The 14,195-nt window shown below is 57.2% G+C and carries 12 protein-coding genes and 1 riboswitch; of the genes, 8 read left to right on the top strand and 4 right to left on the bottom strand.

Annotated features, from left to right (window positions below):
• Window positions 1-124: 124 nt before the first annotated feature.
• From trhP to ACSZO1_RS12415, 7 genes are all read left to right on the top strand, one after another.
• Window positions 125-1,459, top strand: a complete 1,335-nt coding sequence (gene trhP, locus ACSZO1_RS12445; protein ID WP_437612969.1) for a prephenate-dependent tRNA uridine(34) hydroxylase TrhP — start codon at window positions 125-127, stop codon at window positions 1,457-1,459.
• Between the two features lie 544 nt (window positions 1,460-2,003).
• Entirely contained in the window at window positions 2,004-2,903 is a 900-nt protein-coding gene (gene yegS / locus ACSZO1_RS12440) for a lipid kinase YegS (RefSeq protein WP_437612967.1), read from the top strand.
• Window positions 2,904-3,205: 302 nt separating this feature from the next.
• The gene (gene manD, locus ACSZO1_RS12435; protein ID WP_437612965.1) at window positions 3,206-4,420 is read left to right on the top strand and encodes a D-mannonate dehydratase ManD; all 1,215 of its coding nucleotides are present in this window, start codon (window positions 3,206-3,208) and stop codon (window positions 4,418-4,420) included.
• Window positions 4,421-4,430: 10 nt separating this feature from the next.
• Window positions 4,431-5,441: a Zn-dependent oxidoreductase gene (locus tag ACSZO1_RS12430; RefSeq protein ID WP_437612963.1), complete on the top strand. Its 1,011-nt coding sequence runs from the start codon at window positions 4,431-4,433 to the stop codon at window positions 5,439-5,441.
• A gap of 84 nt (window positions 5,442-5,525) precedes the next feature.
• Window positions 5,526-6,812: an MFS transporter gene (locus ACSZO1_RS12425; protein ID WP_437612961.1), complete on the top strand. Its 1,287-nt coding sequence runs from the start codon at window positions 5,526-5,528 to the stop codon at window positions 6,810-6,812.
• Window positions 6,813-7,051: 239 nt separating this feature from the next.
• Window positions 7,052-8,515, top strand: coding sequence for a mannitol dehydrogenase family protein (locus ACSZO1_RS12420; protein ID WP_437612959.1), 1,464 nt, complete (start codon window positions 7,052-7,054; stop codon window positions 8,513-8,515).
• Window positions 8,516-8,604: 89 nt separating this feature from the next.
• A complete protein-coding gene (locus ACSZO1_RS12415; protein ID WP_437612957.1) occupies window positions 8,605-9,291 on the top strand; it encodes a GntR family transcriptional regulator in 687 nt (228 codons plus the stop codon).
• Between the two features lie 139 nt (window positions 9,292-9,430).
• Here ACSZO1_RS12415 and fbaB read toward each other — a convergent pair whose 3' ends face one another.
• The 4 genes from fbaB to rcnR all read right to left on the bottom strand — a co-directional run bounded on the left by fbaB (window position 9,431) and on the right by rcnR (window position 12,745).
• On the bottom strand, window positions 9,431-10,483 hold the full coding sequence (gene fbaB / locus ACSZO1_RS12410) for a class I fructose-bisphosphate aldolase (protein WP_437612955.1): 1,053 nt from the start codon (window positions 10,481-10,483) through the stop codon (window positions 9,431-9,433).
• A gap of 156 nt (window positions 10,484-10,639) precedes the next feature.
• Entirely contained in the window at window positions 10,640-11,440 is an 801-nt protein-coding gene (gene thiD, locus ACSZO1_RS12405; protein WP_437612953.1) for a bifunctional hydroxymethylpyrimidine kinase/phosphomethylpyrimidine kinase, read from the bottom strand.
• Window positions 11,437-12,231 (bottom strand): hydroxyethylthiazole kinase, encoded by a 795-nt coding sequence (gene thiM / locus ACSZO1_RS12400; protein ID WP_437612951.1) that lies wholly within the window; start codon window positions 12,229-12,231, stop codon window positions 11,437-11,439. Before thiM ends, thiD begins: the two co-directional genes overlap by 4 nt.
• 33 nt (window positions 12,232-12,264) lie before the next feature.
• Window positions 12,265-12,367, bottom strand: a riboswitch (TPP riboswitch).
• A gap of 105 nt (window positions 12,368-12,472) precedes the next feature.
• Complete coding sequence (gene rcnR / locus ACSZO1_RS12395; RefSeq protein ID WP_437612949.1) at window positions 12,473-12,745, bottom strand: Ni(II)/Co(II)-binding transcriptional repressor RcnR; 273 nt, start codon at window positions 12,743-12,745, stop codon at window positions 12,473-12,475.
• Between the two features lie 121 nt (window positions 12,746-12,866).
• Between rcnR and ACSZO1_RS12390 the strand changes: the two genes are divergently transcribed.
• The gene (locus ACSZO1_RS12390; protein WP_437612947.1) at window positions 12,867-13,817 is read left to right on the top strand and encodes a nickel/cobalt efflux protein RcnA; all 951 of its coding nucleotides are present in this window, start codon (window positions 12,867-12,869) and stop codon (window positions 13,815-13,817) included.
• Window positions 13,818-14,195 lie beyond the last annotated feature (378 nt).

Raw genomic sequence — 14,195 nt, 5'->3', positions numbered from 1 at the left:
TCTGCGTCAATTTACATTCCGCTTTTCACCTCCTACAATCCCCGCACATTTTATATGGCCAGCGTATTATGCGCTGGCTAACGGCTCGACAGCCGTTCTGACCTGACATCAGACTGAGAACACCATGTTTAAACCGGAACTCCTTTCTCCGGCCGGTACGCTGAAAAATATGCGTTACGCCTTCGCCTATGGCGCAGATGCGGTATATGCCGGTCAGCCACGCTACAGCCTGCGTGTGCGCAACAACGAATTCAATCACGAGAACCTTGCCAGAGGGATTAACGAAGCGCATGCGCTGGGCAAAAAGTTCTACGTGGTGGTCAATATCGCGCCGCACAACGCCAAACTGAAAACCTTTGTCCGCGACCTGCAACCGGTGATCGATATGGGGCCGGATGCGCTGATTATGTCCGATCCGGGCCTGATTATGATGGTACGTGAAGCTTTCCCGGCGATGGATATCCACCTGTCGGTGCAGGCTAACGCGGTCAACTGGGCGACGGTGAAATTCTGGCGACAAATGGGACTGACGCGGGTGATTCTGTCGCGCGAGCTGTCGCTGGAAGAGATTGAAGAGATCCGCCTGCAGGTGCCGGATATGGAACTGGAAATCTTTGTCCATGGTGCGCTGTGCATGGCCTACTCCGGTCGCTGCCTGCTCTCGGGCTACCTGAACAAACGCGATCCCAACCAGGGAACCTGCACCAACGCCTGCCGCTGGGAATATAAAGTGGAAGAAGGCAAAGAGGACGAGATCGGCAACATCGTGCATCAGTATGAGCCGATTCCGGTGAAAAACGTCGAGCCGACGCTCGGTGCAGGCCAGCCGACCGACAAAGTGTTTATGCTCGAAGAGGGCCAGCGCCCAGGCGAATATATGACCGCCTTTGAGGATGAGCATGGCACCTACATCATGAACTCGAAAGATCTGCGCGCAGTGGCGCATGTCGAGCGCCTGAGCAAAATGGGTGTGCATTCGCTGAAAATCGAGGGACGTACCAAGTCGTTCTACTACTGTGCCCGTACGGCACAGGTGTACCGTCGCGCGATTGATGACGCCGCAGCCGGTAAACCGTTTGACCCGACGCTGCTGGAAACGCTGGAAGGTCTGGCACACCGTGGCTACACCGAAGGTTTCCTGCGTCGCCACACCCACGACAGCTACCAGAGCTATGAAACCGGCCACTCCATCTCCGAACGTCAGCAGTTTGTCGGTGAATTTACCGGTGAACGTCGTGGCGGGCTGGCGCAGGTGGATGTGAAGAATAAGTTCTCCGTCGGCGACAGCCTGGAGATGATGACTCCTGCGGGCAACGTCACCTTCCGCCTGGAGATGATGGAAAACAACAAAGCACAGGCCGTCAGCGTCGCGCCGGGAAATGGCCATTTCGTCTGGCTGCCGATCCCGGAAGAGATCGACCTGAGCTATGCACTGCTGATGCGTAATCTGGCGGATTAACGCTATACCCGTCATACTTCAAGCTGCAGCTGCGTTGGCTTCACCCGCTCCCCCCAGTCACATAGTCAGCTATGCTCCTGGGGATTCGCGGGCTTGCCGCCTTCCTGCAGCTTGAATTATTTAGGCTATAACATGCCGGGAAATTTACTTTCCGTAACAGATCTTAGGGAAGGTGCGATTTAATCATTCAAAGTTCTGTTCATGACTACAATGATTGCCGTTCATCTATCGTTTTCAGTGTTTTGGGCGGTTCTTTGTTCATTTACCATACGATGACAGGACGAAAAAATGGTTCCCATCGAATTAATCGCACCTTCCTTAGAATCCGATCACATTCCGCTACGCGTTTTATCGCTAGTATCTGCCTTGCCAAAAATGAGCAATAAAAAAGCAAGGTTTTACAGGAACCACCTCATTCGCCCGCCCGGCTCCCCCGTGCGGGTTTTCTTTTTTCTGCCCCCTGCACCGCTAAATATTTCCGCTATCCTGTGTTATACCTGTTAGCTTCCCGGCCATTGCGGCCAGCGCAACGAAAGGAATAACCATGGCAAAGCAGTCACTTACGCTGGTGATCTTAAATGGCAAAGGTGCCGGAAACGAAGAGCTGCGCGCGGCGATTAACGCCCTGCGCGACGAAGGCTACCCGATAGCGGTGCGTGTCACCTGGGAACACGGCGATGCGGAGCGCTATGTCGCTGAAGCAGCAGAGCTGAAAGCGGAAACGGTGGTGGCCGGTGGCGGCGATGGTACGATTAATGAAGTCGCTACCGCGCTGGCAAAGCTGGACAGCGCCGGGCGACCGGTACTGGGGATTCTTCCGCTCGGCACCGCCAACGACTTCGCCACCAGCGCCGGTATTCCGGCCGAGATGGCGCAGGCACTGCGCCTGGCGATCAGCGGCAAAGCGGTCAGCATCGACCTCGCCTGCGTCAATCAGCAGCGCTACTTTATCAATATGGCGACCGGCGGTTTTGGCACGCGCATTACCACCGAAACCCCGGAGAAACTGAAATCGGCACTGGGTGGCGTTTCCTATTTTATCCATGGCCTGCTGCGTATCGATCAACTGAAAGCAGACAGCTGTGAAATCACCGGGCCAGACTTCAGCTGGCAGGGCGATGCGCTGGTGATCGGCATCGGCAATGGCCGCCAGGCAGGCGGGGGGCAGCGTTTATGCCCGACGGCGCTGATCAATGATGGCGCGCTGGAGCTGAGTGTGGTGACGTCGCAGGAGATCCTCACCACCCTGCTGCACAGCCTGACACGTGATGACAGCAATCCGAATATTGTCTCCGCCTCGCTACCGTCGCTGACCATTCGTTCACCGCATGAAATGACCTTTAACCTCGATGGCGAGCCGCTGACGGGCAGTGAATTCCATATTGAAGTGCTGCCACAGGCGCTGCAGTGTCGCCTGCCACCGTCCTGTGAGCTGATAGCGTAAGCGTAAAGTCCCCTCCCCCATAAAATGGGGGAGGGCCAGGGAGGGGGAACAAGCAGCTCAGTGCCGCCAGCTCCCCCATCCCAGCGTTAACGAACCACATCCCTGTGGTTCGCCCTTCGGGCCGAAGCAAGCTTCGGTCAAATTCGTTCCTGACGAATTTGTCCCCCGCTCGCGGGGGAAGGAGCAAAAATCCCCTACCCCCTCACAACGTGATCCCGCTAACAAATCCGCTACGCCAACTTGTATGGTAGTATAAAAGTGCGTAGTTTTTCATCATCGATACGCAGCACAAGGTCAGTGAGATGAAAATTGTTAACGCGGAAGTGTTTGTCACCTGCCCCGGCAGAAATTTTGTGACAGTGAAGATCACCACCGATGAAGGGCTTACCGGTATTGGCGACGCCACGCTGAATGGCCGTGAACTGCCGGTCGCGTCCTACCTGAAGGATCATATCTGTCCGCAGCTGATCGGCCGCGATGCCCATCAGATCGAAGATATCTGGCAGTTCTTCTACAAAGGCGCGTACTGGCGGCGCGGACCGGTGACCATGTCGGCGATTTCCGCCGTGGATATGGCGCTGTGGGATATCAAAGGCAAAGCCGCCAATATGCCGGTTTATCAGCTGCTCGGCGGCGCATCACGCAGCGGCGTGATGGTGTACTGCCACACCACCGGCCATTCGATTGATGAAGTGATGGACGACTACGCGCGCCATAAAGAGCTGGGCTTCAAAGCGATTCGCGCTCAGTGCGGCGTGCCGGGCATGAAAACCACCTACGGCATGGCGAAAGGCAAAGGGCTGGCTTACGAACCGGCAACTAAAGGCAACTGGCCGGAAGAGCAGATGTGGTCGACGGAAAAGTACCTCGACTTTACCCCGAAACTGTTCGCTGCCATCCGCGACAAATTCGGCTTCGACGAACATCTGCTGCACGATATGCACCATCGCCTGACGCCAGTCGAAGCCGCGCGTTTTGGTAAAAGCGTCGAAGATTACCGCCTGTTCTGGATGGAAGATCCGACTCCGGCGGAAAATCAGGAATGCTTCCGCCTGATCCGCCAGCATACTGTGACACCCATCGCCGTCGGCGAAGTGTTTAACAGTATCTGGGACTGCAAACAGCTGATTGAAGAGCAGCTGATCGACTATATCCGCACCACCATCACCCATGCTGGCGGCATTACCGGGATGCGCCGTATCGCCGATTTCGCCTCGCTGTATCAGGTGCGCACCGGCTCGCATGGCCCGTCCGATCTGTCACCGATTTGTATGGCGGCGGCGCTGCACTTTGACCTGTGGGTGCCGAACTTCGGCGTGCAGGAATATATGGGCTACTCCGAACAGATGATGGAAGTGTTCCATCACAGCTGGACCTTTGACCACGGCTATATGCATCCGGGCAATAAGCCGGGGCTCGGTATCGAATTCGATGAAAAGCTGGCGGCGAAATACCCGTATGAACCGGCTTATCTGCCTGTTGCCCGCCTCGAAGATGGCACCCTGTGGAACTGGTAAGGAGACACCTATGAATGCAGTGGTGATTGAACGTCCGGGTGCGCTGGTACTGGAACAGCGCGCCATCCCGCAACCCGCCGCCGGTGAAGTGCGGGTCAAAGTGCGCTACGCCAGCATCTGTGGTTCCGATGTGCATATCTGGCACGGCCACAATCCGTTTGCCCGTTACCCGCGGGTAATCGGCCATGAATTCTTCGGCGTGATTGATGCAGTGGGTGATGGCGTTGATGCCGCCCGCCTTGGCGAACGCGTGGCGGTTGATCCGGTGGTCAGCTGCGGTCACTGCTACCCCTGCTCGGTCGGCCGTCCCAATGTCTGCAGTGAGCTGCAGGTGATTGGCGTTCATCGCGACGGCGGGTTCAGTCAGTATGCGCTGGCGCCCGCAGGCAATGCTTACCGCTTACCCGCCAGCATCCCCGACACGCTGGCCAGTCTGGTGGAACCCTTCACTATCGCCGCCAATATCACCGCCTTTCTGCAGCCGCAGACCAACGATATCGCCCTGATTTACGGTGCGGGGCCGATGGGACTGACCGCCATCCAGGTACTGAAAGGTGTGTATGGCGTACGCGAGGTGATCGTCGTTGATCGTCTGCCGGAACGGCTGGTGCTGGCGCAACAGAGCGGCGCAGACCGGTTGCTGGATAACAGCGAAACCCCGCTGGAGCAGCAGCTGGCTGGCGTGAAACCGACGCTGATTATCGATGCCGCCTGTCATCCGGCGATCCTCAATGAAGCGGTCGCGCTGGCGTCGCCCGCTGCGCGTATCGGCCTGCTCGGTTTTTCCGGCGAGCCGTGCACCCTGACGCAACAAAGCCTGACCAGCAAAGAGCTGTCGCTGTTTACCTCACGGCTGAACAGCAAACGCTTCCCGCAGGTGATTAGCTGGATGGAACAGGGACTGATCCAGCCAGAGAAACTGGTTACCCATACCTTTGCACTCAGCGAAGTGGAACAGGCGATGACGCTGTTTGAAAAACAGCCGCGCAGCTGTTGCAAGGTCGTGCTGAAAGTCGACTGAACCACGATCGGGCCAGCCGCCGCTGGCCCGCACCGGGAATGCTGTACCTGAAAACCCTAATATTATAATTATTCCGGAGTCATCATGTTCAAGAACCTGCGCTGGACTATCGTCCTGTTGTTATTCCTCGTCTACATGATCAACTACCTCGATCGTGTCGCACTTTCCCTGACCGTGCCGATGATTGAAAAAGACCTGATGCTGAATGCCGAGCAGTTCGGCATGATTTTCGGCAGCTTCTTCTTCGGTTACGCACTGTTTAACTTTATCGGCGGCCTCGCGGTCGATAAATATGGCCCGACGCTGGTACTGGGCGTGGCGGTCGGCATGTGGTCGCTGTTCTGCGGCATGACGGCGATTGCCACTGGCTTCTGGTCAATGCTGATCCTGCGTATTCTGTTTGGTATGGCGGAAGGCCCGATCTGCGCCTCGGCAAACAAAGCGATTAACGGCTGGTTCCCGAAAAAACAGGCGGCCACCGCGATGGGCTTTCTCAGCGCAGGTTCACCACTCGGCGGCGCGGTAGCCGGGCCGATTGTCGGCTGGCTGGCGCTGTCCTTTGGCTGGCGTCCGGCGTTTATGATCATCTGTTCGATTGGTATCGTCTGGATGGTGATCTGGTTCTTTATCGCGGCGGATAATCCGGCGAAAAGCAAACGTGTTTCCGCCGATGAGCGTGCGCTGATCGACCAGTTGAAGCATGAACCCATTAGCGCGGAAGAGGATCTGACGCAGTCCGCCCATGGCCTCGGCTACTACCTGCGTCAGCCGATTATCCTGGTCACCGCTTTCGCTTTCTTCTGCTACAACTACATTCTGTTCTTCTTCCTCAGCTGGTTCCCGGCGTATCTGGTGCAGGCGCATAACCTCGATATTAAGTCGATGAGTATCACCACCATGATCCCGTGGATTGTCGGCTTTGTCGGTCTGGCGCTGGGTGGGCTGATCTCCGATAAAATCTTTAAAATCACCGGCAAACTGCTGCTGTCGCGCAAGATTGTGCTGGTGGTCTCGTTACTGGCAGCGGCCCTTTGTGTCGCGCTGGCAGGTACGGTAAAAGAGGTGACGTCCGCCGTGGTGCTGATGTCCGTGTCGATCTTCTTCCTGTATATCACCGGCGCGATTTACTGGGCGATTATTCAGGATGTGGTACACAGAAGCCGGGTGGGCGGTATCAGTGGTTTTATCCACCTGATCGGCAGTCTTTCCGGCATTATCGGCCCCATTGTTACCGGTTTTATTGTGCAGAACACTGGTAAATTCGACAGCGCTTTTGTGCTGGCAGGTGTTGTTGCCGCGCTGGGTGCGATTCTGGTGCTGGTACTGGTGAAAAAACCGAAGTCCGGCACTGACCCGATGCCGGTGAGTTAAGAACTCGCTCTTACTGGCATCACCGTTCTGCTCCCCTCCCCCGTTTTGCGGGGGAGGGTCAGGGAGGGGGAACAAACATCTGGCATGCTGAGTCGTTTGCTCCCCCATCCCAGCCTTCCCCCGCAGACGGGGGAAGGAGCAGTCAGTGCCAACATTCAGCTCTGGCAATAACATGGGCTAATGGGCTAATGCCCTACCACACATGTGATGATTCGCCCTTTTCGCAACAAGGATTGATTATGTTATCCGTTGAACAGCTGCCCTCTGCCGTACAGCAACCCGATTACGACCGCGCCCGCCTGCACACGCGTATGGTGCATATTGGTGTTGGCGCCTTTCATCGTGCCCATCAGGCGGTGTGCAGCGACAGACTCGCCAGCGAGCACGGCAGTGACTGGGGTTACTGCGAAGTGAATCTGAACAGCGGCGAGGTCATTCACGCATTACGCGCACAATCGTTGCTGTATACCGTGTCGGAAATGGCAGACGATACGCTGTCAACGCGAGTGATTGGCGTGATCCGTGAGGCACTACACGGCCAGAGTGACGGCATCGCCGCTGTGATTGATGCCATGAGTCAGCCAGAAGTGGCGATTGTCTCCATGACGGTGACTGAAAAAGGCTACTGCCATCATCCCGCCAGCGGTGAACTGAATCTGCAGCACCCGGCGATTCAGCACGATCTCGCCCATCCACACGCCCCAGCCTCATTGCCCGGCATTATTCTCGCCGCCATCAAACGCCGCTGGCAGCAGGGCCTGCCGCCGTTTAGTGTGATGTCCTGCGACAATATGCCGGAAAACGGCCATGTTACGCGCCAGGTGGTGGTCCAGCTGGCAGAGCAGCAGGACGCTGCGCTGGCCGGCTATATCCGCAACACGCTCACCTTCCCTTCCACCATGGTGGATCGCATTGTGCCCGCCATGACGGAGGAAACGTTCGCCACGCTGGAGCAGCAACTGGGCAGCCGCGATGATGCGGGCGTGGTCTGTGAGCCGTTCTTTCAGTGGGTGATTGAAGATAACTTTGTCAGCGGCCGCCCGGCATGGGAAAAGGCAGGCGCGGAACTGGTGGCCGACGTGGTGCCATTTGAAGAGATGAAACTGCGGATGCTGAACGGCAGCCACTCTTTTCTGGCTTATCTCGGCTACCTCGGCGGTTATCAGCATATCAGCGACTGTATGGCCGATGCGTCTTATCTGCAGGCGGCGCGTCAGCTGATGCTGGATGAACAGGCGCCAACACTGCGTATTCAGGGCGTCGATCTTACCGCCTATGCCGATTCGCTGATCGCCCGCTATCAGAACCGCGCGATTAAACACCGTACTTACCAGATTGCCACCGATGGCAGCCAGAAACTGCCACAACGCTGGCTGGCGAGTATCCGCTGGCATCTGCGTAATGGCAGCGATTTTGACCTGCTGGCGCTGGGCGTGGCAGGCTGGATGCGTTATGTCAGCGGGGTGGATGAACAGAGCAATGCGATTGTGATTAATGACCCGTTAAAAGAGGAGATCGCCCGGCGCGTGGCCGAAAGTGCCGAAGGCGCAGAACGGGTTGCTGCCCTGCTGTCGCTGCGGTCGGTGTTTGGCGAGGATCTCGCCAGTGAAAAACGGCTGGTGGAGCGGGTTAATCATTTCAGTCAACAGCTGGCGGCGCGGGGCGCTCGCGAGACCGTCAGGCAGCTTGTTACCGGCAGGTAAAAGCGCTGGCGCTGGCGCAACGGGCTGTTTAGACTGGAGCTTTACAGTCTGGCTGACTGCAGAGTCAGCCATAAACAGGATGTTGCTGCATGTCGATCACTTACACTATCACCGCCAGTGAGCCGGTAAATCAGCAGATTTACCGCTTTCTGCGGCAGGATATCGTCACCTGCGTGATTCATCCGGGAGCCCTGCTGTCCGAAAAAGAGGTCTCCAGCCGCTTTAATGTTTCACGCCAGCCGGTGCGTGAAGCCTTTATCAAGCTGGCGGAAGCCGGGCTGGTACAGGTGTTGCCGCAGCGCGGAACCTTTGTTCGCAAGATCTCCGCTCAGCGCGTGGCCGATGGCCGTTTTATCCGTGAAGCTGTGGAAGTGGCGGTGGTGCGGCGTGCCGCGCAGGAAGCGTCTGCCGATGCCCTTGCCGCGCTGGAGCACAATCTGCAGTTACAGCGGCTGGCGGCGCAGCGTCATGACAGTCAGGCCTTTTTACTGCTGGATGATGATTTTCATCGCCTGATTGCCCAGAGCATTCAGTGTGAACTGGCGTGGGAGACGGTGGAAAATATTAAAGCCACCATGGATCGGGTGCGTTTTCTGACGCTGAGTGAAGTGTCGCCGCCGGAAAGTCTGATCGAACAGCATCAGCAGATTTATCAGGCGATGGTGGCGCAGGACCCGGACGCCGCCGAACAGGCGCTGCGCCGGCATTTGCAGGAGATGATTTTCTCGATTACGCCGATTGCCGAGCAGAACAGCGAGTGGTTTGAGCAGGCTTAGGTTTTAGCCACCGATGCCAATGGCCGTCGGCGGCGCAGAGAGTTCGGTTACCGCCAGCGCGCAGAAACCGCAGCGTACTTAAAGTACGTGAGGATTTCGAGCACTGCCGGGAACCGAAATATCAAGTAAGCCAGGCCATTCAGGCGATAGTGACGTCTTTAGAAAGGTAAACATCCTGCACTGAATTAATCAGCGCCACGCCCTCTTTCATCGATTTCTTAAACGCCTTACGGCCGAGAATCAGCCCCATGCCGCCTGCACGTTTGTTGATCACCGCCGTGCGGACCGAATCAGCAATATCCGTCTCCCCCGCAGCCGCACCACCGGAGTTAATCAGGCCGGCACGCCCCAGATAACAGTTCGCCAGCTGATAGCGCACCAGGTCAATCGGGTTGTCGCTGGTCAGCTTGCTGTAGACACGCTCATCGGTATGGCCGAAATTCACCGCCTTATAGCCGCCGTTATTTTCCGCCATTTTTTGTTTGACGATATCCGCGCCAATGGTCGCCGCCAGGTGGTTTGCCTGACCGGTCAGGTCGGCGCTGGCATGGTAATCAACGCCATCCTTTTTAAACGCGTTATTGCGCAGATAGGCCCACAGCACCGTCACCATTCCCAGCTCGTGGGCGCGCTCAAAGGCAGCAGAGATCTCCTCAATCTGGCGGCGCGACTCTTCCGAACCAAAGTAAATCGTCGCCCCGACGGCCACCGCCCCCATGTTAAACGCCTGCTCGACGCTGGCGTACAGCGTCTGGTCATACTGTGCCGGATAACTCAGGGTTTCGTTGTGGTTCAGCTTCACCATAAACGGGATCTTGTGCGCATAGCGGCGCGACACTGACGCCAGCACGCCATAGGTGGAAGCAACACAGTTACAGCCCGCTTCTATCGCCAGTTCAACGATATTCTTCGGATCGAAGTACAGCGGATTAGCGGCAAAGGAGGCGGCCGCTGAGTGCTCAACGCCCTGGTCCACGGGCAGAATCGACAGATAACCGGTGCCCGCCAGGCGGCCAGTGTTGTACAGCGTCTGCATATTACGCAGCACCGCAGGAGAACGGTTGTTATCGATCATCACCCGATCGACATAATCCGCGCCTGGTAAATACAGGCTTTCCGCTGGAATGGTCATGCAGCGATGTTGCAGAAGGTGGTCAGCTTCTTTGCCCAATAACTGTACGATGTCCGTCATGTTAACTCCTGGATCATTAGGTGATGGGCCAAAACGCTTCAGCGTGATGACCCGCTCGTCGGCCTGCGCCGATCCACCACAGCCTGGACCCGAGTCCCTCCTTAATGCAAATTGCTGACTCCATTTTTCAGAACGATCCGCAGTAAAAAATTGCCCCTACCACCAGCGATAAAAATGGTGCACAGGACCAATTCCATGGCCGACTTCCAGCGAGTCTGCCTGCTCCAGCGCCCCCTGCAGCCACTGTTTCGCCGCCGCGACGGTCTCAACCCAGTCACTGTGACGCGGACGCAGCGCCGCCAGCGCCGCCGACAGCGTACAGCCGGTGCCATGAGTGTGACGCGTCGCCACGCGTGGTGCCGTGAAGCGCTGTGCCAGCTGACGGGTAAACAGCCAGTCCGGGCTTTCCTGCTCACTGAGATGTCCCCCCTTCATCAGCACCGCTTCGCAACCCAGTTCCAGCAACGCGCGACCCTGATCGCACATCTCCTGCTCGTTACGCGCGGGTGAACAATCGAGCAGCGCGGCGGCTTCCGGCAGGTTTGGCGTGATCAGCGACACCTGCGGCAACAGATGGCGGCGCAGACTGTCAACAGCAGAAGGCGACAGCAGCGGATCGCCGCTTTTCGCCAGCATCACCGTATCCAGCACTACCCACGGCAATGCGGCCTGCTGCAAGCGCTGCGCGACGACTTCAACGATCTCTGCGTTAGCCAGCATGCCGATTTTGGCGCTGTCGATACGCACATCGGACAGCACCGAATCCAGCTGATCGCCAACAAATGCCGGGTCAATCTGATACACCGACTGCACACCGCGGGTGTTCTGCGCCACCAGCGCAGTGATCACGCTGGTGCCGTAAGCCCCCAGCGCTGAAAACGCTTTCAGATCGGCCTGAATCCCTGCACCGCCGCTGGGATCGGTGCCGGCGATGGTTAAGGCATTGATACGTTTCATTGCAGTGCCTCCGCATCCAGCTGGTACAGGGCATCAAGAAAAGCGGGAATAAAGCTGCCAGGACCGCTGATGCGAGCAGTCGCGCGCTCACCGGCGCAGGACATCACCCGGCAGGCGCTGGCAATATGCTGCAGACGATCGCCGGGCAAGGCGGCGAAGCCGGCAACCACCGCCGACAGTGCACAACCGGTGCCCACCACCCGCGTCATTAGCGCGGAACCGCCAGGCACCGCCAGCGTGCGCTGCCCATCGGTGACATAATCCACCACGCCGGTCACCGCGACCACCGCACCACTGCGTGTCGCCAGCTGCCGGGCGGCATCCAGCGCGCTGGCGGAATCGTGTAAGCTGTCGACGCCACGGCCACGCGCTGACTGCTGCGCCAGCGCCAGAATTTCCGACGCATTGCCGCGAATCGCCGCGGGCTGCTGTGACAGTAAATCGTGGCAAAATGCGGTGCGGAACGTCAGAGCGCCTACCGCCACCGGGTCCAGCGTCCATGGCGTGTGCGCCTGGTTTGCCGCCGCAATCGCCGCCTGCATGGCATCGGCACGGTCGCGGGTTAAAGTGCCGACATTGACCAGCAGCGCACTGGCAATGGCACTAAACTGCGTGGCTTCTTCGGCATCGATCACCATCGCCGGTGACGCACCGAGCGCCAGCAGTACATTGGCAGTAAAGGTTTGCACCACATCGTTGGTCATACAGTGCACCAGCGGCGCATGCTGACGAAACAGGGCAAGAGATTCGGCGACGAGTGCGCCGGAGACAGGGTCAGGTTGATATGGCATAAGGCTCCCAACCGGCGATCAAGAAGGCGATGCCGGTCAGGCATCTGACTTCCCTCCGCTGGCATTATCCAGTTCAGGTTCGACGGGTATTTCTCAGCCACTGCGCTTTGCGCAACGGGCACCCCGAGTCATTGATAAAACACAAATTTTGAATTCTGGCGTTCAGTAAAACGCCCGTTCAGAATAATCGCCCGCAATGGGGCTTGTAAACCTGTTTTCGCGGCGCTGTGACCCAGTCCGCTTACTTGATATAAGAGTTAAACACGTTCAGCACCACATCCAGATCGGCCTCACGTTTTTCTTCATCCTGCTCGTGAACCACATGTTCGATCAGATGCCCTTTAATCACTTCACGCATCAGACCGTTCACCGCGCCCCGAATCGCAGCGATCTGCTGTAGCACTTCGGCACACTCATGCGGATCGTCCAGCATCTTTTTCAGCGCCGTTACCTGGCCCTGGATTTTACTGGCACGCGCCTGCAGCTTTTGCCGATCACGGATGGTATGGGACATATCACTCTCAATTTCTGCTAAAGATCCTGCTGGTTATACCACTATGCGGATACTGGGGGGTAGTATTTTATACTGGGGGGGAGTAGTATCGAAATCTCCTTAAATCAGAAGACACTCCACGATGAACGACTTCACGAGCTTACTGCAGCAGGGAAATGCCTGGTTCTTTGTGCCCAGCGCGATTCTGCTCGGTGCATTACACGGCCTTGAACCGGGCCACTCAAAGACCATGATGGCGGCGTTTATTATTGCGATTAAAGGCACGGTACGGCAGGCTGTGATGCTGGGACTGGCAGCGACCGTGTCGCATACTGCCATTGTCTGGTTAATTGCGCTGGGCGGAATGCTGATCAGCCAGCGCTTTACCGCCGCCGTGGCAGAACCCTGGCTGCAGATGATTTCGGCGGTGATTATTCTGGCGACGGCAGGCTGGATGTTCTGGCGCACCTGGCAGGGAGAGCGCGGCTGGCTCGCTGAGCATAGCCACCATGGGCACACACACGATCATGAGCACCACCATCACGATCATGCTCATAGCCATAAATATCATCATGAACATGAACATGAACATGAACATGAACATCATCACCAGCAGAGTGACGAACATGTGCATACTCATGACCACCCGCATACGTCAGCTCACCGGCACCACGATCATCAGCATGCAGATACCTCCCCTGAGTATCAGGATGCCCACGAACGCGCCCATGCTCAGGATATTCAGCGTCGCTTCACCACAGATAAGGTCAGCAACGGCCAGATTCTGCTGTTCGGCCTGACAGGCGGCCTGATCCCCTGCCCGGCAGCCATCACCGTATTGCTGATTTGCCTGCAACTGAAAGCGCTGGCGCTGGGCGCGACCATGGTGGTGAGTTTTAGCATCGGTCTGGCGCTGACGATGGTCACCGTTGGCGTGGCAGCCGCCGTCAGTGTGCAGCAGGCGGCAAAACGCTGGCCCGGTTTTAACACTATTGCCAGATGCGCACCTTATCTCTCCAGCCTGCTGATTGCGCTGGTGGGGATTTATATGGGTATTCACGGCTACCATGGTATCAGCGGCCAGGCCGGATAACCGCCAACGATAAAGCCAGATACCAGGGGAAACACCCCGATGGCGCCGGAGCGGCTTGTCCGCGCAGGACCGCGGGGTGGTCGCCCCGGGTATCTCAGTCAATCAGACGACACAGGCAACATTCCGCCCTCAGACCACGCTATACCAAAGCACAGATTTTCACCTATTCCTCCGTTTATTTATCTCCCCACCCTCCCCATGCCTAAAGATCGATCAATCCCCCGTCGATAAACTGAAGTACTACCCTTCCCTCCAACCGAGTCACCGTTATGCTAAAAAATATGAAAGTCGTAACAGCGATCACGCGAATTCAGATAATAAGTGCAACGCTTGGTCATGTGGATGGAGGGACGGTTAGCTACCGATAAGCTATCCTGC

This window comes from Erwinia sp. V71 (genome assembly GCF_965644245.1).
Classification (GTDB): domain Bacteria; phylum Pseudomonadota; class Gammaproteobacteria; order Enterobacterales; family Enterobacteriaceae; genus Erwinia.
This window is presented reverse-complemented; position numbering and strand designations above follow the sequence as displayed.